26 protein-coding genes and 2 pseudogenes are annotated in these 21,934 nt (G+C 38.6%); 16 read left to right on the top strand and 12 right to left on the bottom strand.

All coding sequences use genetic code 11. The features are described 5' to 3' along the window. Positions 1-35 precede the first annotated feature (35 nt). On the bottom strand, positions 36-1,340 hold the full coding sequence (locus ACK5MF_RS05990; protein WP_416920319.1) for an MBL fold metallo-hydrolase: 1,305 nt from the start codon (positions 1,338-1,340) through the stop codon (positions 36-38). 234 nt (positions 1,341-1,574) lie between these two features. Here ACK5MF_RS05990 and ACK5MF_RS05985 point away from each other — a divergent pair, with 234 nt between their 5' ends. The 6 genes from ACK5MF_RS05985 to ACK5MF_RS05960 all read left to right on the top strand — a co-directional run bounded on the left by ACK5MF_RS05985 (position 1,575) and on the right by ACK5MF_RS05960 (position 6,367). Further along, positions 1,575-1,805 carry a TA system antitoxin ParD family protein gene (locus ACK5MF_RS05985; protein WP_192015079.1) on the top strand — a complete coding sequence of 77 codons (231 nt, stop codon included), beginning with the start codon at positions 1,575-1,577 and terminating at the stop codon, positions 1,803-1,805. After that, positions 1,780-2,106 carry a type II toxin-antitoxin system RelE/ParE family toxin gene (locus ACK5MF_RS05980; protein WP_416920316.1) on the top strand — a complete coding sequence of 109 codons (327 nt, stop codon included), beginning with the start codon at positions 1,780-1,782 and terminating at the stop codon, positions 2,104-2,106. The genes ACK5MF_RS05985 and ACK5MF_RS05980 overlap by 26 nt, the downstream gene beginning before the upstream one ends. A 188-nt stretch (positions 2,107-2,294) precedes the next feature. Then, positions 2,295-3,719, top strand: a complete 1,425-nt coding sequence (locus ACK5MF_RS05975) for an AAA family ATPase (RefSeq protein ID WP_416920315.1) — start codon at positions 2,295-2,297, stop codon at positions 3,717-3,719. A 506-nt stretch (positions 3,720-4,225) separates the two neighbouring features. Next, on the top strand, positions 4,226-5,515 hold the full coding sequence (locus ACK5MF_RS05970) for a hypothetical protein (RefSeq protein WP_416920314.1): 1,290 nt from the start codon (positions 4,226-4,228) through the stop codon (positions 5,513-5,515). 272 nt (positions 5,516-5,787) lie between these two features. Then, on the top strand, positions 5,788-6,096 hold the full coding sequence (locus ACK5MF_RS05965) for a type II toxin-antitoxin system RelE/ParE family toxin (RefSeq protein WP_416920313.1): 309 nt from the start codon (positions 5,788-5,790) through the stop codon (positions 6,094-6,096). After that, positions 6,089-6,367: an addiction module antidote protein gene (locus ACK5MF_RS05960; RefSeq protein ID WP_416920312.1), complete on the top strand. Its 279-nt coding sequence runs from the start codon at positions 6,089-6,091 to the stop codon at positions 6,365-6,367. Before ACK5MF_RS05965 ends, ACK5MF_RS05960 begins: the two co-directional genes overlap by 8 nt. Before the next feature lie 128 nt (positions 6,368-6,495). On the opposite strand, the gene ACK5MF_RS05955 is transcribed toward ACK5MF_RS05960, so the two are convergent. Genes ACK5MF_RS05955 through ACK5MF_RS05945 form a run of 3 tightly spaced genes read right to left on the bottom strand, consistent with a single transcriptional unit; the run spans position 6,496 to position 7,590 of the window. After that, positions 6,496-6,990: a hypothetical protein gene (locus tag ACK5MF_RS05955; protein WP_416920311.1), complete on the bottom strand. Its 495-nt coding sequence runs from the start codon at positions 6,988-6,990 to the stop codon at positions 6,496-6,498. Continuing rightward, the gene (locus ACK5MF_RS05950; RefSeq protein WP_416920342.1) at positions 6,983-7,336 is read right to left on the bottom strand and encodes a type II toxin-antitoxin system PemK/MazF family toxin; all 354 of its coding nucleotides are present in this window, start codon (positions 7,334-7,336) and stop codon (positions 6,983-6,985) included. The genes ACK5MF_RS05955 and ACK5MF_RS05950 overlap by 8 nt, the downstream gene beginning before the upstream one ends. Continuing rightward, a complete protein-coding gene (locus ACK5MF_RS05945; RefSeq protein WP_416920309.1) occupies positions 7,336-7,590 on the bottom strand; it encodes an AbrB/MazE/SpoVT family DNA-binding domain-containing protein in 255 nt (84 codons plus the stop codon). Before ACK5MF_RS05945 ends, ACK5MF_RS05950 begins: the two co-directional genes overlap by 1 nt. Positions 7,591-7,896: 306 nt before the next feature. Between ACK5MF_RS05945 and ACK5MF_RS05940 the strand changes: the two are divergent. From ACK5MF_RS05940 to ACK5MF_RS05915, 6 genes and pseudogenes are all read left to right on the top strand, one after another. Beyond that, a pseudogene (locus ACK5MF_RS05940) lies at positions 7,897-8,223 on the top strand (RNA-guided endonuclease InsQ/TnpB family protein); the annotation flags it as partial. A 103-nt stretch (positions 8,224-8,326) separates the two neighbouring features. After that, positions 8,327-8,761, top strand: a complete 435-nt coding sequence (gene mntA / locus ACK5MF_RS05935) for a type VII toxin-antitoxin system MntA family adenylyltransferase antitoxin (RefSeq protein WP_416920307.1) — start codon at positions 8,327-8,329, stop codon at positions 8,759-8,761. Next, on the top strand, positions 8,754-9,200 hold the full coding sequence (hepT, locus tag ACK5MF_RS05930) for a type VII toxin-antitoxin system HepT family RNase toxin (RefSeq protein ID WP_416920305.1): 447 nt from the start codon (positions 8,754-8,756) through the stop codon (positions 9,198-9,200). The genes mntA and hepT overlap by 8 nt, the downstream gene beginning before the upstream one ends. Positions 9,201-9,236: 36 nt before the next feature. Further along, the gene (locus ACK5MF_RS05925) at positions 9,237-9,662 is read left to right on the top strand and encodes an HI0074 family nucleotidyltransferase substrate-binding subunit (RefSeq protein WP_416920303.1); all 426 of its coding nucleotides are present in this window, start codon (positions 9,237-9,239) and stop codon (positions 9,660-9,662) included. Then, positions 9,640-9,951 carry a nucleotidyltransferase domain-containing protein gene (locus ACK5MF_RS05920; protein WP_416920302.1) on the top strand — a complete coding sequence of 104 codons (312 nt, stop codon included), beginning with the start codon at positions 9,640-9,642 and terminating at the stop codon, positions 9,949-9,951. The genes ACK5MF_RS05925 and ACK5MF_RS05920 overlap by 23 nt, the downstream gene beginning before the upstream one ends. A 232-nt stretch (positions 9,952-10,183) precedes the next feature. Continuing rightward, the gene (locus ACK5MF_RS05915) at positions 10,184-11,287 is read left to right on the top strand and encodes a Fic family protein (protein WP_416920300.1); all 1,104 of its coding nucleotides are present in this window, start codon (positions 10,184-10,186) and stop codon (positions 11,285-11,287) included. A gap of 60 nt (positions 11,288-11,347) precedes the next feature. On the opposite strand, the pseudogene ACK5MF_RS05910 reads toward ACK5MF_RS05915, so the two are convergent. Then, positions 11,348-11,605, bottom strand: a pseudogene (locus ACK5MF_RS05910) (GNVR domain-containing protein); the annotation flags it as partial. A 300-nt stretch (positions 11,606-11,905) separates the two neighbouring features. On the opposite strand from ACK5MF_RS05910, the gene ACK5MF_RS05905 reads away from it, so the two are divergent. Next, positions 11,906-12,160: an AbrB/MazE/SpoVT family DNA-binding domain-containing protein gene (locus ACK5MF_RS05905; protein ID WP_416920298.1), complete on the top strand. Its 255-nt coding sequence runs from the start codon at positions 11,906-11,908 to the stop codon at positions 12,158-12,160. After that, a complete protein-coding gene (locus tag ACK5MF_RS05900) occupies positions 12,160-12,504 on the top strand; it encodes a type II toxin-antitoxin system ChpB family toxin (protein ID WP_416920297.1) in 345 nt (114 codons plus the stop codon). The genes ACK5MF_RS05905 and ACK5MF_RS05900 overlap by 1 nt, the downstream gene beginning before the upstream one ends. Positions 12,505-12,558: 54 nt before the next feature. Here ACK5MF_RS05900 and ACK5MF_RS05895 read toward each other — a convergent pair whose 3' ends face one another. The 3 genes from ACK5MF_RS05895 to ACK5MF_RS05885 all read right to left on the bottom strand — a co-directional run bounded on the left by ACK5MF_RS05895 (position 12,559) and on the right by ACK5MF_RS05885 (position 14,765). After that, positions 12,559-12,942: a DUF4433 domain-containing protein gene (locus ACK5MF_RS05895; protein WP_416920340.1), complete on the bottom strand. Its 384-nt coding sequence runs from the start codon at positions 12,940-12,942 to the stop codon at positions 12,559-12,561. Between the two features lie 255 nt (positions 12,943-13,197). Then, entirely contained in the window at positions 13,198-13,746 is a 549-nt protein-coding gene (locus ACK5MF_RS05890; RefSeq protein ID WP_416920338.1) for a sugar transferase, read from the bottom strand. A gap of 50 nt (positions 13,747-13,796) precedes the next feature. Continuing rightward, positions 13,797-14,765 carry a UDP-glucose 4-epimerase family protein gene (locus tag ACK5MF_RS05885; RefSeq protein ID WP_416920296.1) on the bottom strand — a complete coding sequence of 323 codons (969 nt, stop codon included), beginning with the start codon at positions 14,763-14,765 and terminating at the stop codon, positions 13,797-13,799. Between the two features lie 176 nt (positions 14,766-14,941). On the opposite strand from ACK5MF_RS05885, the gene ACK5MF_RS05880 reads away from it, so the two are divergent. Beyond that, a complete protein-coding gene (locus ACK5MF_RS05880) occupies positions 14,942-16,819 on the top strand; it encodes a polysaccharide biosynthesis protein (protein WP_416920295.1) in 1,878 nt (625 codons plus the stop codon). Then, a complete protein-coding gene (locus tag ACK5MF_RS05875) occupies positions 16,819-17,574 on the top strand; it encodes a glycosyltransferase family 2 protein (protein ID WP_416920293.1) in 756 nt (251 codons plus the stop codon). The genes ACK5MF_RS05880 and ACK5MF_RS05875 overlap by 1 nt, the downstream gene beginning before the upstream one ends. On the opposite strand, the gene ACK5MF_RS05870 is transcribed toward ACK5MF_RS05875, so the two are convergent. The 4 genes from ACK5MF_RS05870 to ACK5MF_RS05855 form a co-directional block, all read right to left on the bottom strand. After that, on the bottom strand, positions 17,554-18,420 hold the full coding sequence (locus tag ACK5MF_RS05870) for a glycosyltransferase (RefSeq protein WP_416920292.1): 867 nt from the start codon (positions 18,418-18,420) through the stop codon (positions 17,554-17,556). The genes ACK5MF_RS05875 and ACK5MF_RS05870 overlap by 21 nt on opposite strands. Before the next feature lies 1 nt (position 18,421). Next, positions 18,422-18,892 carry a glycerol-3-phosphate cytidylyltransferase gene (gene tagD / locus ACK5MF_RS05865; RefSeq protein WP_416920290.1) on the bottom strand — a complete coding sequence of 157 codons (471 nt, stop codon included), beginning with the start codon at positions 18,890-18,892 and terminating at the stop codon, positions 18,422-18,424. Between the two features lie 79 nt (positions 18,893-18,971). Next, positions 18,972-19,742 carry a glycosyltransferase gene (locus ACK5MF_RS05860; RefSeq protein WP_416920288.1) on the bottom strand — a complete coding sequence of 257 codons (771 nt, stop codon included), beginning with the start codon at positions 19,740-19,742 and terminating at the stop codon, positions 18,972-18,974. A gap of 6 nt (positions 19,743-19,748) precedes the next feature. Then, complete coding sequence (locus ACK5MF_RS05855) at positions 19,749-21,929, bottom strand: CDP-glycerol glycerophosphotransferase family protein (protein ID WP_416920286.1); 2,181 nt, start codon at positions 21,927-21,929, stop codon at positions 19,749-19,751. Between the last annotated feature and the right edge of the window lie 5 nt (positions 21,930-21,934).

Below are 21,934 nucleotides of genomic sequence, written 5' to 3'. Positions count from 1 at the left end.
ACCCACGCATTTTCCACAATGACAGGAAAAATCATTCACTCCACCACCTCATAGTCTTTACTACGTAATAACGCAGCAAACGCCAGCTTAGCGTCACCTTCGCCGTGAATAAAATGAACTTGTCTAGGTTTAACGGGGATCCCTGCAACAAACTTCAGCAAATCATCACTGTCAGCGTGAGCCGAATAACCTGACATACTATGAATGTGAGCGTTCACTGACACTTCCTCTTCATCGATCCAAACTGTCTTGTTGCCTTGCTGAATACATTTGCCCAGTGTGCCTTCGGCTTGAAAACCGGCGAAGATCACATCGGTGCGCTCATCGGGTAACAGCGCTTTGAGGTAATCCATGATTCGCCCACCTTCGCACATGCCCGACGCGGCGACGACAATCGCAGGCTCCCCGGTTGAAGCTAAGCGATTGACCAATTCTTGATGAGCCTGATGATCACCAACGGTAATACACTGTTCAAACGCCAAAGGATGACGATGCATTTTCAAACGCTGCTTGGCTTCTTCTCCCCACAGGCTGCGAAATTTCTGATAAGACAAAGTGACTTTTTGTGCCATTGGCGAATCAAGAATAATCGGCAATTTAGCATCAAGTTGATGCTGATAAATCAGTTGCTCGATATCAAACAGCAGCTCTTGAGTTCTGCCAACACTAAAAGCGGGGATGAGAATTGTGCCACCATCAACCAACGAACGGTCGATGATCGCTTTAAGCTGCTGCGAGCGATGCTCTACCCCTTCATGCTTGCTATCACCATACGTGGTTTCGATAACCAGATAGTCAGCTTGCTTAGGAGACACAGGATCAGGCAACAAAGGCGTATTGCTTGGACCTAAATCGCCGGAAAACACCACTAATTCCTGATTGGGCTGTTCCACTTCTAAATAGGCGGAACCTAAAATATGCCCAGCAGGGTTAAAGCGACAACGGAAAGTATCAACATCAATCCAGCGGTAATAATCGACCGGATGCAGCAAGCGAGTTATCGCTTCTATGATCGGTTTGCGAGCCTCTAACGTCAGCCCCTGCTGAATTTTAAGCCCGTCATCAAGCATCAAAGGCACCAGCTCTGCGGTTGCTTTAGTGCAGTAGATCGGTTGATTAAATTCTTGAGCAATAAGCCAGGGCAAGCGACCAATATGGTCGATATGCGCGTGAGTAAGCACTAACGCTTTCACATTATCTAACGGAAAGGGTTCCACAAGTTGCTGCTCATCCGCCCCTTGAAACATACCGCAATCAATAAGAATGGAACGGTCACCAAACACCAGTTCGTGACACGAACCCGTCACCGTATTTTTGCCGCCATGGTGGATAAGTTGCATCAGCAGTGCCCCTCTGTCTCGTTCGAAACTCTCTCAGAAACTATAAGAAAAACAAACAGATTATATTGCGAAATATGTCCAGTAATGGGCAAAAACATACTCTTCAGAAAGGTAAAATAGCTTAAATTTTTTACTTTAGATGTTGAATAGGTGGCAAGCAAGACAATGCGACAAATGATTGCGTTGTGCGCCATTATGCCTATAATCAAATCACACTATATAGGAGATTGACCAATGGCAACCAGTGTTCGATTAAATGATGACTTTGTTTCCGAAGCCAAAGCTTACGGGATCGCTGAAAATCGCTCCGTACCTATGCAGATAGAGTACTGGGCAAAAATAGGCAAAATCATGATGGAGAATCCAGATCTTTCCTATGAATTTGTCCGTGAATCACTGTTAGCGACTGAAGAGGTCAAACAAGGGTTGGTGAAACCATATGAGCGAAGAACAAAGAGAAATTGAGGTCTTTGAAGCCCGCCGCTTCACCAAAGCGCTAAGTAAACTACCAACAAAACAACTCAGCGCAGTGGAAGATGAAATAGAAAAGATTATTGCCAATCCGGAAATCGGGCAGCAAAAGAAAGGCGACCTATCACATTTGCGAGTACATAAATTCAAAGTGAACCAGCAAGAACTGCTACTCGGTTACTCTTGGGTTGATAATGAATTAAGGCTTTACCTGTTGAGCCTTGGCTCGCATGAGAACTTTTATTGCGACCTAAAAAAGCAACGAAACAACGACCTTAAGCTGATCAACGGATAAATACGAGCTCTCTCCTATCATGCTATACATAAAATATGCATAATGCACATTTTATGTATAGTAAAAACGCGCTCTATCACTATACATAAAATATGCATAATGCACATTTTATGTATAGAAAAATTTCAATTTGTTACTTTATTTGCTATACATAAAACATCATCATATTGCAATAAGAGGAAGGATTGATGTTTGCTGGCAGAAAGAGAGAAATTGAAACCCTGCTCAACTCTTTCAACAAAACCAAAGGTACGCTTAATGTGATTCGGGGCCGACGTCGAATTGGCAAGACCCGTTTAATCAAAGAACTGCCACGGCAAAAAAAAGACATCATTTTAAGGTATTTAACCTCCTCGCCCCCGCATCCGGATGTTAGCGACAACGATGAACGCCAACTTTATGCCGAGCAGGTCAAAACTGAGTTTTCATTGAGCTATATGCCACCTCATAGCACCTGGCGTGAACTTTTCTCCTTTATCGCCGATATGTGTTCACAAAAACGCACCATATTAGCCATTGATGAAATTAACTGGTTAGCGACAAAATCACCGACCATAGTGAATGTCATCTGGGAAATCTGGGAAAATCAATTAACACAAAAAAGCCAGTTTATGCTTATCTTGTCCGGCTCTTTGTCATCATGGATAGAAGAAAACATCATCATGAATAAAGGGTTTGTGGGACGAGTGTCCGTTTCCCTCCACCTTAAAGAGCTTCATCTTGAAGATTTACCCACTTTCTTTGGCAGCAGTATTAATAAAATACCGAGTTTCGATTTAATCAAATTGCTCTCAGCTTTGGGGGTGGTTCCTCGTTACCTTGAAGAGATTGATCTCAGTAAAAACGCTGAAGTCAATCTGGAACGGCTTGCCTTTACTAACAGCGGCTTTCTGTTTGATGAGTTTGAAAAAATGTTTCAGGATCTGTTCTCCAAAGAGAATCGATTTTACCGCAATATCCTCACCGAAATTGGGTGTTCTGATCGCCTACTCGAACCCAGAGAACTCGCCGAAAAAATGAACTTAACCTACTCTGGGCGCTATTCAGATGCGCTTAAAGTTCTGCAAGAAGTGGGGTTTATCAGAAAGCAATCGACTTGGGATATCAAAAGTAACAAGCTAGGCAATAAAGGTGTGGTCAGGCTTTGTGATAACTATACCGCCTTTTACTTTCGAGCGATGTTGAATCGCCAATCAGCAGGATTAATCCATCATGGGGTACCAAAGAACCTACCCTCTCTGTTAGGGCTACAGTTTGAAAACTTGGTACACAACAACCTGCATTTTGTACTCGCGAAGTTAGCCGTCAAAATCGAAGATGTCATATTCGCTGACTATTACACTCAAACGACCACCACTCGTCGCCAGGGCTGTCAGGTAGACTTACTGATCCAGACCAAAAACAGAGTTTATGTCTGTGAATGCAAGTTATATAGCAACGAAATCGGTAAGGACATCATCACCAAAGTAAAAAATAAAATCGATAAACTACCGAAATTAGCAGCGATCACCTACCACCCAGTATTGATCCATGCCAATTTAGTTTCAGACTCAGTGACGGAAGATGACTATTTCTCAACGATCATCGACCTGAGTGAAGCCCTGATCAGTTGAGTGAACTTGTCCAATACCTCACTTATCTAAGTAAATTAAGCAGGCGAAAAGTTAACATCAAAACATACTGAGCAAACCATGAAAGCATTTTTAAAGACGTTATAATGACCTTATTAAAGTCTTTTAAACGTATTTATAGGGAGCGTTTTATGCTGTGCCTGTCGTCCTTTATGAGCATATGGTTGAAGAGCTTGAAAATATCGAACTGATGAAAATAGCACAACAAGCCTATGAAAATGGTGACTTTGTCGAGGTCGATCTTGACAACTTATAAGCTCAAAACTGCGAATCATGCCCAGCAATAGGTAAAATCTCAGAGGTGACACACATTTTTTCCACCACCCTAGCGGTTAATTTCTCTAACACATTCCCCCCTTGATTTAAATCAACCACTCACACATCAACTTATCTTATATCTACAGCGCCAAGAAATTCAGATTGCAAATATAAAGGTTGTGTGCGTTTTTAACGCAAATAATAACAATTAAAAATTTTAAGGATTCGTAGTGGTTTTACGTAAACATCAAAATATAAAGCTATCCCTTGTGGCATCAGCTTTAGCCGTTATTTTAACCGGTTGTGGTGGCGATGATTCATCAAACAAATCATCAGGTGGTGGTACAACATCCAGTGAGGTCTCAGCATTAAACAGCCGTATGGATGCTATCAGCTATAATGTGGCTGATAATAGTGATACCGCTCTATGTGAGAATGCAGCAGCGGCTAGCTACCTAATAGAAACTGAACATTTCAACATTGTGACTGAAACCGGCTATGAGGTAACAGAAAGCAACGCTATACGTGCGGCACAATTGGCTGAAGTGGTGTGGCAAGATCTTATTTCGGCAGAGATGTTCGATATTGATGCAGCCAACGACACCACCATCACCACGGCTGCGTGGACAGTATGTTTGAAAACAGCGTCAGATTCGGGCTTTAAAGGATCAGCGTTAGATTATGACACACTTGAAGTGGGTTATACCGCAAACGTTGCCTATGACTACCCATTGATGCTGCATGAAATGACGCACGTATTAGGTGATAACATTGCTTATCTAAACGCTGTCGATAATGGTCAAACCTATAGCACAAGCTCGACCACCATGCGCTGGATTAAAGAAGCAATGGCAACGCTGGCGGCTTCTCAGGCGAACATATTCTCTTCTGAAATTGAAGATACCTTCTATAGCGCAACAGGCTCAACGGTCGTCTCTCCTGCCTTAATTAATAGTTATGCAGAAAGTTTGGCCGCTGGTCTAGAAGTAGAGAGTGGTTATGACGGCTATGATCAATACAGTTACTACGCCACCATGCTGCAAGCCATCCAAGATCAAGGCACGGATTTTGCGCTGAAAGATTGGCTATATCTGTACGGTGACTACGATGTACTGACAGATACCACCGCACTTGCCACTCGATTCAATAATTTGATGACACAAAAAGGCATCAGTTTCACATTGTCCGATCTGCAAACGGCGAATGGCTTTGATACTCATATCATTAGTTATATTGCAAGCAACTACGACAAAACCGTCGCCTTCTCAGCCGACAGATCCTACATCGATTTCTATATTGAAACCGATTCAATCTACCAACCGGATATCGAAGCGACCGCAACTGCTGATGGCGCATCGATTTTGTACACCAGTAAACATGTTAAAGATGGTAGCTACAAAATCTACGCTTCGACAGCAAGTGGCGATGCTTACGGCCCTGCCACTATCACCATCAAAAATGGTGCTATCGCAGGTCCTGTCGATTTGAATAGCCTACCGGTATTCACTGACTTCGACTAGAAAAAAACAAGTTCCCCCTCCTCCGATGGGAGGGGCGGAACCATCAGACCCTATACCGCATCCCCCCTGCTTCATCTTCAAAAAAGAATAAGAGGTAAAGACAGGCTACCGAAACTACGCCATAACATCCTCGATGTTGTCTAACGAAAAGCCCCGCTATACAACCTCATAGCCGTTTAATTTGCCAAAGCTCACGATCTAAATCATGCAGAACGGTTACGCATAAAATAAAGACCTGTTGACTAATGTATCCTAAAGGCTACAATTCAACGATGAAATATACCATTAAGAAAACGTCCGTCTTTGACAAGTGGCTATCAAAACTGAAAGACAAAACCGCGCTAAAAACCATCTTAATCCGTATCATGCGGGCGGAAAATGGCAATTTTGGCGACGTGAAAGTTGTTGGTTCACCAGTACAAGAAATGCGTATATTCGTTGGTAAAGGATATCGCGTCTATTTCACCATACGAAATAACAAAATCATTCTTCTATTAAATGGTGGACACAAAGGCACGCAACAGCAAGATATCGAAAAAGCCCATGAACTACTCAAACAGTTGGAGGATACTCATGACTAACCAAACATCGCTATTTAATCCGTTTGATTACATGGAAACTCAAGATGAAATAAACGACTTTTTGCAAGATTGCTTAGAAGATGATGATCCTAGCGTCTTTGTGTCTGCTCTTGGTCACCTAGTAAAAAAACATGGTGTTGCTAATATTGCAGAAATCACCGGGCTAAGTCGAGAAAGCCTATATAAAACCTTCAATGGCAAGACCCAGCCAAAGTGGAATACCATCCATAAAGTAATCCATGCCATGGGCTTACATCTAGCTGTTGCCTGAAAATTAATAACTGCCGATTTAAATGGCCTAGTCGTATTTACTAACTTCGACTAGATCCCCCTCCGATGGGAGGGTGGAACCACTAGATTCTATGCCGAGCAACATGTAGTCATTCGTTTCTACTTTATTTAATGCCCCTCCATAAACAGTTTCTCAAGCACATCAAACATCGTGTTTTGATTGCTTCTTTCGCGTAAAGCTAGCTGCATTTGTTGCACTGTTTTCAGCTCAGAGATCTGGCCTTGTAACTGTTCGACCTCATGGTGAAGGTCCGAGACATATTGTTGGATCGCTTTCTCTCTGGCTTGCTTACTGCCACCACCAAACCTTTGCCAAACCATACTTTTCAACGTTTGCCCTTGTTGCATCTGTTGGTGAGCTTGATTTAACTGAAAAATTTTCTCTTTAAGAGAATACTCTAACCCTGCCAGAGTTTGCTTATCCATGTTCAGCTCGAAATCAGGCAGATAACTTTGTGCCAACATCAACATAGCGAACGTATCTTGTTCCTTTTTCGCTAGAGAAAGTTGCTGCATCAGCGTTTTTGATGTTATAAACCTCTTCAAGGTCACTTCTGATGGTTGAATTAACGTAACTTTTAAACCAGCAGAACGGTTACTCATCAAATAAAGACTCGGCTCCAAGCAAAGGGATCAGTCGCAGTAACACATCTTCCATAACACCATTTTCAGCCGTGGTTATCTTTTTCGCGTTGCAGTCTTTCCAGGAAAGCGTTTGAATCAAACTTGAAGCAACAACACTCGGTTTATCTAGGTTATTGACTAAGACTTCGGTCGTTTGACCTCGAATACTGGTACTAATCGGGCAACAGATCAGCAACCCAGTTTGCTGATTATATTCTTGGCTTGAAAGAACTAATGCAGGGCGATATTTGCCGATTTCCTTGCCTTTCACGGGTTCGAAATCTAACCACACAATGTCATTACGTTTAGGTACATATTGAACCATCACTCACCTAACTCCTGACCAGACACAGAAGCTAATTCGTCGGCATGGGCTGTATGGGCATCTAAACCATTTAAAAGATCTCGTTCACTGAACGGAAAACGTTTTTTCGGGCGTTTAAGCGGTTCAATAATGATTTTTTTACCATCGACTTTAACCTCAATATCTGCACCTTCAACTAAACCAAGCTGTTTGATGAAAGCGGCGGGAATTATATTGCCGAGACTATTACCAATCTTTCGTACTTGAGTACGCATACATCACCTTTTTAGTGCATACATTGTTATAACACTCGTTATTATATACCTTTCTTTATTAGTATCAACTTTGTTATAACAAAAAAGCCGATTGTGCATTTCACTCATAGCGTTGGAGGGTAGACATTAGACTTAACTCATATTTGTGGTAAGTTGTGTTAAAAAATCTACCACAAACTCACTTTATTCAAAAAGACATAATGCCTATGGCTCGTGAACTTGGAATATTGCCTATCTACGTAGATTTCTGGATGCAGAAAAACATCGAACCCACGATTTGTAAAACGCGCTTAGAAAAACCTCAGACGTAAACAACGTCAGTTATCAAGAAAGAAAAAAGGCAGTGCCAACAGGGTTAAAGCCCGTTTGTTGGTTGCCAAGTGTCACGAAAAAGTAGCGAATGCTCGCGCTGATTTTCAACATAAACTCAGTCGAACCCTTGTTGACGAAAACCAAGCAATAATCGTAGAGACTCTGAAATCAGCCAATATGATGAAAAACCGCAAACTGGCAAAGCACATTGCCGACGCAAGTTGGAACAACTTTGTTAATAAATTGGAGTACAAAGCGAAAGAGCGAGGCAAACTGGAAATTGAGAACCTCGATTTTCGTGATTATATTCTTGAAAAGTAAACCTAGAGTCAGATTACGGGGTAGCTTGGATTCGCAGGCTATACAATAAAATCATTTTATATAATAGAATCATCTTACCTATTGGTGTTGGGATTAGAATACAGTGGCTCTTTACCCAAAAACGCGATATCAAGAATCGCAACAAGCGATCATTGAAGCAATAATGACGCTAGCGGCACATAATATCGATGTGGAAGTCGTTTGGCTCTACGGTTCCAGAGCACAAAATACCGCGCATGCGGAAAGTGACTATGATCTTGCCATTGCATTTAAAAACTTCCAACTGGATCAGTTTGATAAATACCTTCGTCCTAATGAACTGGCTTTAAGTTGGGCACAGCAACTCGGTTTACCAAGCGACAAACTCAGTATTATTGATATAAACCAGGCACCTATCTATTTAGCGTATAATGTTGTCGAATACGGTAACGTGATTTATCACTCCCACACCTCACGCGAGTTACATGAACAAGATCGCATCAACTCGATGTACGAGTTTCAAATAAGGGAAGCCGAGGAGCAAGCATTCGATGAGTAATAATGAAGGGCTACAACTTTATTTGCAGCAAGCTCAGAAACATCAAATTCGTTATCAGCAAGAATTGGATGAGCTACGCAGCGATCTATTAGCAGGGCATTTTCGCAGCAGAGATTACCGGGCTACCGAACGCATATTACAAGTTTTTACTGAACTCTGTATTGGTTTAGCAAAACACTGGGTGAAACAACTACAAGGGAAAAGCAGCAGCGAAGCTTATCAAACATTCACCCTACTCACTGAACATGGAAAAATAACCAGCCAAGAATTAGCGGCGTGGAAGCGCATAATAGGCATGCGTAATGGATTAGTGCATGATTATCTCAATGTCGACTTACTCATTGTCGAAAGTATCATCAAACAACAGCTTTATCTGGAATTAAGCGCGTTTGCCAACAAAGCAATCGCAGCATTGCAGAATAACGGAGAACGGATTTAGCACCGAATATCGCCCATCAAAATAAATGGAGGCAAAATGTCTGCTCACCCCGATCGCTGGAAACTCCGCTTGGAAAACTTACAAAAAGCACACAAACGCTTGTTAAACGCCTGTTCTCTCGACCATTATAGTGAGTTGGAATTAGCCGGCCTGGTGCAGACATTTGAGTTTTCCTTTGAACTGACCTGGAAAACACTAAAAGATTTACTGGAATATGAAGGCTATGACGCCGCCTCACCAAGAAGTACTATACGTACAGCGCTGGAAGCCAACCACATATCTCCCGAGCAATGTGAAACCCTGTTAGAAGCATTAGGTAAACGAAATCTTCTCACGCACACCTACGATGAAGAAAATGCACTTGAAGCTCAAAGCATGATCGTCGAAACATTTGAGCCAACCATAACAGCTATCGTTCATTATTTAACTGAGAAAGCTCATGACAACTCTCACAACGAATAATGGGTTAACACCTCAACAACAGGATACGTTAACGCACATCATCAATGCTAACCCCAAAGTTGAAGATATTTTACTATTTGGCTCCCGAGCGACAGGCAACTACAGAACGAATTCCGATATTGATATCGCCCTTGTCGGCCAACAATTAACCTCTGGAGATATCGCCAATATATTGAATCAGATTGAACAATCAAGCATACCTTACAAAGTTGATATTCTCATTACTCATAAAATTAAAAACAAAGCTCTGCTCGAACATATACAACAATATGGAGAGAAATGGCTATAGAGACATAGTGAGGTTCCGGTTACGGATGGAACCTTTTTGTAAGCTCACAATTCACTTCCTAACACCACTTAGACAAAATATGTTAAAAATTTCAAAATAAATTAACCTATATACTTTAATTGTCCATTTAGATAACCTACAATGCGCAACATGTTCGTTTTTTTATAAAAAATTAACATGTCATACTGAATTTTAGTTGACCACTACAAATAGTCGACATTAGGTGATTTGAATGTTTAAACCAGAAGTGCCTTACGATATCCCTCTATTACCCGTAGATGGTATTGAAACAGTAAAGATCCTGAAGAAATTGACACCAGCTGCGAGAGCACTATCCGCGCTAAATCAAGTTGCCAGACTTCTCACCAACCAAAATCTACTGGTTAACCTAATACCAATATTAGAATCGAAGTCGAGTTCTGAAATTGAAAATATTGTGACCACAACGGATGCTCTGTTTCAGCATGAATCAGATTCATCAAATGCCGATCCTGCAACCAAAGAGGCATTGAGATACAAAAAAGCTCTGTTCCTGGGATTCAACGCCATATCGGGGGAAAATGCGCGTCCTTTAAATACCAATACGGCGATCAACATTTGTAGCGAACTTATTGATAAACAGGTCGACGTCCGAAAAGTGACAGGGACAAACTTAAAGAATCAACGTACCGGCAAGGTTATCTACACCCCCCCAGTCGGTGAAGACAACTTGAGAAATAAACTCTCTAATTGGGAATCTTACATCCATGATCATGATGTAGACCCACTCATTGCCTTAGCGGTAGCTCACTATCAATTCGAAGCCATCCATCCATTCTTGGATGGCAACGGTCGAACGGGACGAATACTCAATATTCTATTCCTGATCGAAAACGAGTTGCTAGCACAGCCGATTCTCTATTTGAGTCGCTACATCGTACAAAACAAAGAAGATTACTATCGGCTGTTATTGGAGGTAACCCAGAAAGGCGATTGGGAACCGTGGATCTGCTTTATGCTTGATGCCATAACAATCACCTCTCAATGGACAATTGATAAAGTCAACGCGATTGTCGATCTTCAAAAGCGAACCTCGGAATACATCAAAATCTCTTCTCAAAAAACATACTCATATGAATTAGTTGAACTTTTATTTGAGAAACCTTATTTGAGAACGCGAGATCTTATCGATAGAGGACTGTACCGCTCTCGACAGGCTGCGATAGCAACGCTCAAATCACTAGAAGAATTAGGCGTATTAGAGTCAAAAGCAGCCGGGCGAGAAACATTATTCATTAATACGCGTCTTTTACAGCTAATGTCTTATGACACTAATGACTTTTTACCCTTTCAATAAGCAGGGCAAAAGCATGAAGGTGCCCACCGTTAAAGAACGGCAAGAACCTTCTCTAAAGAATTACTCTTCTTCTTTACGGAACGCAAAGCGGATCAGCACAATTACCACGCCGAGCATACCGCCAAGCAAAGTACCTAACACGGCAATTAACGGACGTTTAGGCTTATCACGTGAAATGGGTTGCTCTACGTTTTCCAGAAAACGGAACGTTTGGAACTGAATGTTGCGGTCAATTTTCAGCTCTTTCAACATTTCCAATTTTGCATCAATCTGCTGCAGACGAGGCTCTATCACGCTTAGGTTATCAATAGACTCAAGGTAACTATTTGTAGTGGTCAACTAAAATTCAGTATGACATGTTAATTTTTATTAAGCGACTATTAGCTGAAGCAGGGATTGAAGAACCCTCGATTGGTAGGATGACGCAGTAGTGTAAACGTACCGACAATCCACCTTATGCTTGGAAACAAAACACTTGAGGCTACATTGAGACTTATTGAAACCGATCGGGTCGATATGCTTAAACTAGCCGAATTAACGTGTTAATGTTGCAACATGTTGACACGCATTTTTTAGATGATACAGTTATAATATGTTATAACAAACAAGGTTGTTATCATGCAAATTTTAATTAGAAATATTGGCAACTCAAAGGGCGTTGTTATCCCTAAAAGATTCTTAGATGCAATTAATGCTGATACTGGTGATGCACTAGATATGACGATTGATAATGGTCGATTATTAATGACTCCGGTTAAAACAAAACCGAAATACAAACTGTCTGATCTTCTGGCGAAATGTGATGAATCCGCACCAATGCCGGACGAATTGATCGAATGGGACAATATTCAACCCGTAGGGAATGAAATTTAATGGCTGTATTTGATCGAGGTGACATTGTAAAGGTTTGTCTGAATCCTACGGCTGGCAACGAAATTCAAGGCGATATGCGTCCTTGCCTTGTACTGTCACCAAAGGCATTTAATAAATTGGGGTCAGCGTTTATTGCTCCAATCTCTCAGGGTGGTAATTACGCTCGATTTCAGGGGTTCACAGTACCTTTAATGGGAACGGGAACAGAAACACAAGGCGTTATTTTAACTAATGCTATTCGCTCTGTTGATTTAAACGCACATAAAGCTAAGAAAGTTGAAAAGGCTCCAGTTGATGTAGTTAACGAAGCTCTGGCGATTCTTAGTGCGATTCTAGAGGGGTAAATTGCTGCTTTCTTGTGTTCCAAGAATGAACACCTTTGATAAGTGAATAGCTGGTCAATTTAGTTCATGTAATAAAGCCAGATCGTTCCTATCCTCAAAAAAGTACGACCCCGCATTTGAAAGAGTAAATGCCCAACGATGCCCTTGCTGCTGCGCCCATTGTACGGTTGCATGAAGATCAGCTTGTAGGTGAATTATTGGTCCCTGTCCGCCTTTGTAAGCCAGTTCATCACTGTCTGCTCGATAAATCACATACAACATGATGGAGCGTGGACAGAAATAAAATGGTACACATTGTCCAACATGTAAACCAGGATGACTATCCAACGTTAACTCGTTGAGTCGACGCTGTTTAATAGTGTTCATACCTATTGTGGTTCCTACCGCATTTTGCGCAATGATCTGGGCATCACATAACAATCCATTTGCATCAAGAATAGACGGTGACTACTCACCGCCTTATCAGGCGATGCAGGGCAAAAGCATGAAGGTGCCCACCGCTAAAGAACGGCAAGAACCTTCTGTAAAGAATTACTCTTCTTCTTTACGAAACGCAAAGCGGATCAGCATAATGGCTACACCTAACATGCTGGAATTAAGCGCGTTTGCCAGCAAAGCAATCGCAACATTGCAGGAGAACTGAGAACGGATTTAGCACCTAGATATCGTTCTTCAAAGCAAACGGAGGAAAAACTAAACCCTATCGCCTGCCCCTTTGCCCGTTGCGGTTTGAATCAAATAAGTGAAATAGTTCTTCAATGACATGGTTTGAATCATCTTCTCATCCCATTCAGCCAACTTCTCAGGAGTAGACATATCGATTTCATTAACCTGAGCTAAGCCAGTGACACCGGGAAGTACCTGAAAGACACCTCTAGCCTGTCTGGCATCAATAAGCTCTTTTTGATTAAAAAGACATGGTCTAGGACCAACCAAGCTCATTTCGCCTTTAACCACATTAATTAATTGAGGAAGCTCGTCCAATTTGGTTTTGCGTAAAAAGCTGCCTAGTTTTGTTACAGAGCTAGCACCAACCAAGTGCGTAGCGACCGACTGAGTATTTACCGGCATTGTACGAAATTTAATAAGCGTAAACGGCTTCTGATTTTTACCTACTCGCTCTTGCCTAAATATTGGAGATCCGGTGTCAAAATAACCCAGAACGAAAATAATTAATAAAATCGGCCAAAGAAACAGTAAACCAAAAAAAGAAAACAAAAAGTCAAAAATACGGATCAAAATTTAAACCCCAAACGGAAAATAATCTGGTATCGATAGATTCTTAAACGGTTTCATATTGTATTGCTTTTTAAATAAGCATCCACCGTTTTCTGAATTCCATACTCAAATGAATAAGGTGGCTTCCAACCTAGTGTTTCTTCGGTATGTGATATATCAACTTGCAGGTTTCCGCATATTTTTTGAGATATTTGGGGTTTTCCAATCAATCGAGCAGCAAAATTTATCCATGACATTGGAATTGGTAACATTCGATTTGATCTACCCATAGCTTTCGCGACGCTATCAAGAAGCTGAGAAGTCGACACATCATAACCATCAGAGACTAGAAACGTTTCGCCTTTAGACGTTTCGCCTTTAGCATTCGGATGCGTACAGCAGGTCAAGATCAAATCAACCAAGTTATCCAAAAACACCAAACTTCGACGGTTATGGATTGCCCCCAAAGGCAAAGGTATCCCCTTCTTCACCCAGCGCATCATCGACTCAAAGTTAGCCTTTACACCGGGTCCGTAAACCAAAGGTGGGCGTATAACCACGACTTCCAACCCAGTTTCCGCAGCGATTTGCCATAAACCTTGCTCCGCTTCATATTTACTTAAGCCGTAAGGATCTGTAGGAATATGTTCCATTTGGGGAACAAAAGGGCTACCAGGCGGTGTAAATTCACCATTCACTTTGATTGAACTAATAAAAACCATTCGCTTTACGCCATGCTTTGCCGCTTGGCGCGCTAAATTAAGAGTGCCAAAAGTATTCACTTCGCGATAAGCATCCGTCGCTAAATGTACATCTTCATTCATTTGGTGCACCCGTGCCGCGCAGTGAACAACGCAGTCAACACCGCCAAGCGCGGCGCTCCAATCACTATTGCTGGTTATTTCACTTTTACACGTAACAACAAAACCAAGATCTTGTTCACGCGTTTGCCCTACAACATCAAAACCGCATTCTAATGCTTTTTTGGCCACTGAATGACCAACTAAACCCGAAGCCCCCGTTATTAATAATTTCAAAGTCATTCTCGCAATAAAATCAAAAGTGAATAGGTTGAGAAAATTTACACATTGATGGCAAGTCTATCACACACAAGTCTGGCTTATAGCCCTCAAGAGTTCTACAATCTGGACGATATAAAAGAATAATCAAAAATAACAATAAATAATTGGCAATTAATTATAAGGCAAGCAATCGCGCGATGTTTACACCAATCCAAATTCTTCTCAACGCCAACCGGCGCAACAAACGCCTGATTACATTGATTTATGACACTTTAGCTATTTTTGCTTCACTGCTTGCCGCGCATGCACTGCGCTTAGATACCATAAGTTTTAAGCTGGGTACGCCGGAATTACTAGCCATGGGTACCACCACTCTAATTACTCTTGTCTGTTTCATTAAGCTTGGGATGTATCGCGCTGTTCTGCGTTACATGACGCTACCAGCCATTGGTTATATTTTCCTTTCCGTGCTTATCTCCGCTTTAGCACTGACGATCAACGGTTTCTTTTTTCAGGCATTCATTCCGCGTAGTGTCCCTTTCATTTATGCCGGATTAGCCACCTTAACCCTCGGCGGTCCAAGAATTTTTATCCGCACCATTTATTATCATTATTACAAAAGACAAAAACCCAACGTTCTGATTTATGGCGCAGGCTCAACAGGCAGAGATTTAACATATTCATTAATTCAGGGGGGAGAATATCACCCCGTCGCCATTCTGGACGATGACACCAACAAAGTCGGTCAAATCATGTTCGGTATCAGGGTGCATCACTCCAGTGAATTTGAACGCGTTCAATCACTGTATCAACCCGTAAAACTGCTACTGGCAATAAACAACATTAACAAAGGTAAGCGATTACGCTTGGTTGAAAAACTCTCAAGTTGGCCGATAGAAGTGCAATCGGTGCCTTCAGTAGAAGATATTGCTGCAGGCAGAGCTCAGGCAACGGATGTACAGGATCTGGATGTTGCAGATTTATTAGGCAGAGCTCCGGTTGATCCGGACAAAGAATTATTAGCAAAAAATATTGCAGGTAAAAACATTCTGGTAACCGGGGCCGGTGGCTCTATTGGTTCCGAGCTCTGCCGTCAAATCCTGTCACAAAAGCCGAACAAATTGGTTTTGTTTGAGCTAAATGAATATAACCTCTACAAGATTGACCAGGAACTCAGAAACATCAAAACGAAAACCAAAAGTAAAACAGAGATTGTCACAGCATTAGGATCGGTACAAAACGAAAACCGTTTGTTCAACATTATGACCACCCATAAAGTTGAAACCATTTTTCATGCAGCAGCTTATAAGCATGTTCCTATTGTCGAAGACAACATTGTAGAGGGGGTACGTAATAACGTTTTCGGTACTCTGGCCTGCGCGAAAGCCGCCATTCGTTCCGGCGCTAAAAACTTTACTTTAATCTCCACCGATAAAGCCGTACGACCAACCAACATCATGGGTGCGACAAAAAGACTAGCAGAATTAGTACTTCAGGCTTTAGCTGACGAAAATAACGATATAACGTTTACCATGGTACGCTTCGGTAATGTGTTAGGCTCGTCCGGTTCTGTGGTTCCTCTATTTAAAAACCAAATTCGTAATGGCGGCCCAGTAACGGTCACTCACCAGGATATTACTCGCTACTTTATGTTGATCCCCGAAGCAGCTCAGCTCGTGATTCAGGCAGGAGCCATGAGTAAAAACGGACAGGTTTTCGTATTAGATATGGGCGAACCAGTCAAAATCGTTGATTTGGCGCTACGCATGGTTCACTTGATGGGAATGAAAGAGTTTTATGATGGAAAAAGTGATGACGGTGATATTGAGATTAAATTCACCGGATTACGACCTGGTGAAAAACTGTATGAAGAGTTATTGATTGGTGAGAATGTTCAAGGCACAAGCCATCAAAAGATTATGACAGCTTGTGAAGAAAAGCTTAACAGGGAAGAGATGGAGCAGCTATTGGAAGAATTAGATAGTAGCTGTCACCAGTATGATATTGAAAGCATCCAACAGGCGATATTGAATGCGCCTGCTGGGTATAAACCAAATAAAAAAGGGGCCTACTAATGGCTCTGTTTGTCTCTGTAATTAATCATAATCACGATGATATGATCTGTACCAACTCAACATTAAAAGAACTAGCTACAGAGCATACTGTTTTATTAAAATCGAATACCCAAGCAACCTCGAAACTTCAGGATTACTGTAAAGATAACGGAATTATTTTAATACAGGGAAAGGAGAGAAAAGGATTCGGAACAAACAATAACGAAGTATTCCATTATGCTGAACAGCACCTAGAACTTAGCCAGAATGATTACTTCTTAGTTCTAAACCCTGATGTAGACGTTTCTTTAGAATCTATTAATCAACTTTTAGATACTGTAAAAACTAATGATTATACTACCTCGACAATTAATCTATTTAAAAACAGAGAATTGACCGAATATGACAACTCTATTCGTCGCTTCCCATCAATATGGAATCCAATAAAGAGCTTACTAAAAATAAAACGCACAGATCATTATGATAAAAATGAAATTAATGAACCAACAACCGTTGATTGGGCTGCTGGCTCATTTTTACTATTTAAATATGATGTTTACAAACAGCTTAATGGCTTCGATGAAAAATATTTCATGTATTTTGAAGATGTGGATATATGTAAAAGAATAATAAGAAACAATTATCACTTATACTATATTCCTTTAATTAAAGGAATACATTTAGCGCAACATAAAAATAGAAGCCTATTTTCATTGGAAGTATTTTATTATTTAAATAGCTATTTAAAATATTATTCATCTAATAAATTTAGATAGTAGCCTTTTCAATTGTCCGATAGGAGACAGTGACAAAGATTTCTTATCAAAACTAACATCGATTTTTTTACTAACACTACACCATACCTTATATTGTTTTCTAATTATTTTCAAACTATAATAATATCTTCGAATATTAAAAAAATAATTAAAAACACTCTTTTTTTTTGCTCCTACTAAATTATTTTCATGTTGTCTATAAAATAACAATGGTTTATTAATAAAATAAGCCTTACCTGAATATTTAGTTAAAATGGCAATCCACCAATCGTGCATCGCGATATCATCAATAATATTTTTATTTTCTAATGTTCTTCTCAATAGTTTAATTAAGGGTTTATTTACACATAAACTTGCACCTTGAACACAATTTTTAAACAGAATATCATCATTACAAAATATATCAGGCGATAACCTTGAGTAACGAAAAAAGCTGTCACTTATTAAGTTTCCTTTTGAATCGATTAATGATGCATCAGAAAATATTATTTGTGGAATGTCCTCTTCGTATTCATCTTTAATTTTATTAATCACTGACGAAAATTCTTCTACTTTGTCTTCATGCCAAATATCATCTTGATCAGAAAAAAACACCCAGTCACTTTCAATATCAATAAGTGAAGCTAAAAAATTAAATTTGGCATTCTCCATCTTAGGGCCTGAAACAATTTTAATTCTATTATCACTAAAGTCTTTCAAGTAAAACAGTATAGAGTCATCAGATGAATCATCAGAAATAATAATATCAGTAATAAATTTGTTTTTATCTGATTTTATTATGGATTGCAATTGCTCAACAAAAAAATAGTCACACTGATATGTAGCAATTAGAACAGCAACTTTCATACTATATTTTTTGCTCAGATAATGATTTAACTAAAGAGATAATATCATGTAGTGAGTTTTCAATTTTATCTAAATCTGTAGAACTGTACTGAGATAACTGTTTTTTTATTGATGTAGTCGAAATAGATTCAGTTCTTGGCAAATAAACAACTTCACAGAATTCACTCAAAAAATCAAATTTCCCTTGCCAGTCATTACCTATCGCAAAAATTTTAGCATCATATTTTTTTATATCTTCAATTTTTTGCTCCCAACAATGTTCAGGAAAAACTTCGTCAACATAACGACAAGATGAAACAATTTCCGCTCTTTCTTGATAAGAAAAAAAAGATTTTTTTCCTTTATCAGAATTAAACTCATCAGATGATATACCAACAATTAGTTTATCACCTAACCCGCTTAATCTTTTTAATAAACGAACATGTCCGACATGAAATAAATCAAATGTACCATATGTTATAACTACTTTCATAAATATCACTCTAAAATTTTATATTTACATCTATATAAATTATTACGTTTAAAATCCCAGCATGCCAATAACATTGCAACTAACTTACTAGTTTTTTTCTTTCAAAAAAAAGAGTAGTCAAAAAAAATAAAATAACTGACCGCGTATATAATTCCCTATATTGGGGATATCTAGACCGAATAACCAACCTATTCCTAAATATATAATATTTCCTTAATGGAGAATGATTCATAACTCTTACTTTTTTATTAAACAGCATACGTTCATTATAATTTTCACCTAAATTATGATTTAATATCACATCTTTAAACTGAAATATCTTATAACCATATTTTTGTAATTTAAAACACATATCAAAATCGACTTCGTCAATGAAAAGAGCATTATCAAATCCTGAGACATCCTTATAAGCTTTCAAGGATAAAATATTCCCAGAAGTAATAACTAAACTTTGATAACCTTCTTTAACATCTTCTTTGCGAGAAGATGAAAACACAGCAATAGAGGAATCATCCAACTTGCTCTGAATACAACAAAAATATTTATCTAGTTGCCCTACATCAAAATATGAATCTTGATCTAACGTTAATATCCAATCATATTTCATATCTATAGCAGATTGACAGCCAATATTTAAAGCATAAGCTATACCTTCATTATTAAGTAAAGGTATATATTTAATTCGACAATCAGTTCCAATTCTATCGAGCAAAATTTTATTATCTATATCAGAATTATCAACAATAACAAAATCATCAAAATACTTTAGATGTTGACTTAAGTTTTCAACCTCCTGTTCTTTAGGATTAAACCAAATAACTAAGCCACAAGTTTTATATGATACTGTCATCTATTATCACTCCATAATTTTATTTATAACTCTGGTTGAATTATTTCCATCTAAATATTTATAGAACATAGATAGAATTGATTGATATTTATCTTCATCAATTAATTGACTATGTACAGAAAATTTATCTAGCTCTGACATTAACTCGTTAAAGCTTTCGCATATAGGACCAGGCATTGCAGATTCAAATTGATAAAATAGACCTCTTTCTTCATTTAAATAAGAATTTCTATCGTATGCAAATGAAATAATCGGTTTTTTGGTTACCATAAAGTCTATATAGGCGCTAGAATAATCTGTAATTAACAGGTCAGCAACATGATAAATCGCTTCAATATTTTTATAATACCTTGAAGATAAATCTAATGGTTCAACATCATATAAATAATTTGCATAACAGGCACCTCTTGATGCCATATGTTCACGAATGCCTAGAACAGCATTATTCTTTTTCAACCATAAATTTAATTTATTAACTTCTGACTCATTAAAATGGTAATAACTACTACTTTGCCCATTTTTAAATGTAGGGCAGAAAAATATTAATTTACGTCCTTTCAATTGCAATTTGAGTTTATCTATTTCACTAACAATACAATTTGGAAGCTCTTTTTTAGGCTTAACCATAAAGTCAGTTCTCGGTAAGCCAGTTAACCATACTTGTTCAAATGTTAAAGGTACATAAGCAGATGCCATAGCCATTCTATCTATCTCAGATGAACATATAACACTATAAAAATCTTTATGTATATAATATATATCTTTTAATCTATGTTGAAAATCTCTTGAAGCGCAGCCAATACGTTTTAAAGGGATTCCATGCCATAAACAAATAATCTTTCGTAACTTGCCATTAAGAGGTCTCAATGTATTAGCAAATACACCATGCTTAATTAAAACAACCCCCGCCCGAAGCAGAGATTTTTTAGCTAGTTTACTAGATATATGGAATTGTTCTATATTTACTCCATCAATATCAATTTTATGATTACGATAAAGTATAACCTTTTTTATTTCATTATTGTTTTTTACTGTTTCAAATATAGCAAGATCATTTCCCGATAAAGTTCCATCGTAAGCACAAACAGGAAATACCCATAAGCTTTCATCTTTAGAAGTAATTTTATCTGCTATTTTAAAAATAGGGTCATGGCGTTTATAAATCTGTTTAGCTTCATTTATTTTTTTATTTAACTTTAGTTTTCTAAATAAGAAATTTATCACGGGATGATATTTAAATCGCTTAATTAAAGATTTAAAGAAATGTCTATAAATTGAAAGCTTTTGTATTTTAGCTATATGTAAATTGTTATCTAACGTAGCCTGATTACTGATTCTAGCAAGATTTTCTTTTATTTCATCCAATTTGAGTTCTGGACACGAACGGACTAACTTATCTTCCCAAAGATATAAATTTGGTACATGATAGTGATTTTGGGTAAGAAAAAACCGTTTAAATAATGGGAAACCTTCTTCTATCATATCAAAATGATAATTTGTAAAAATAGGATGAAAGGGATACAAATACTTCATATATGTATCAAAAGAAAATCCAGAATTAATTAATAGTCTAGTTAAACCTATTTCATATTTTCTAATAATATTTAGTTTATTTTTTTCTTTTCCAATAGATTCCACAAAGCTTCTAAAAACATCTGATTTAACTACTCTATTTGAAAAAGATAAAAAATAAGAACCAACGAGAAAATCATAAAAATATTCATTATCATATTGTTCTAAATAATTATTTTTTATCTCAGACAATAATATTTTTTCTTTATAGCGATTAGACGATTTGTAACGAGTTTTAGCAACACCTTTAGTTGCTTGTAACCCCCACCAATCAGCGTCCCTTCTATCCATTTCAGAAAAGAGCTCATCTAGTGGCCTAATTAAATAACAACTATCATTAACAAACAAAACATCATCATATTGTGAAATATTTTCCCAACCCACAAAGTTTATGATCAATCTCGCGTATGACCCAAAGTCATACTCTCCGTGGCGACAAGACCATGCATTTTTGACGTAAGGAGATAGTCTAGATAATTCTTTTTCGGATATATTGGAGTCTGCCAAATAATAGACATCACAAAACTTAGCCAATTCCTTAACATATGAAATTACATAAGAATCAATAATCCCGTCTACATCATAGCCCGCAAAAAGACAAACTTTATTTTTCATCAGTA

It is taken from the genome of Vibrio sp. (genome assembly GCF_047973365.1).
Lineage (GTDB): Bacteria > Pseudomonadota > Gammaproteobacteria > Enterobacterales > Vibrionaceae > Vibrio.
Note: the sequence above shows the minus strand (reverse complement) of the source record. Positions and strands in the feature narration are given on the sequence as shown.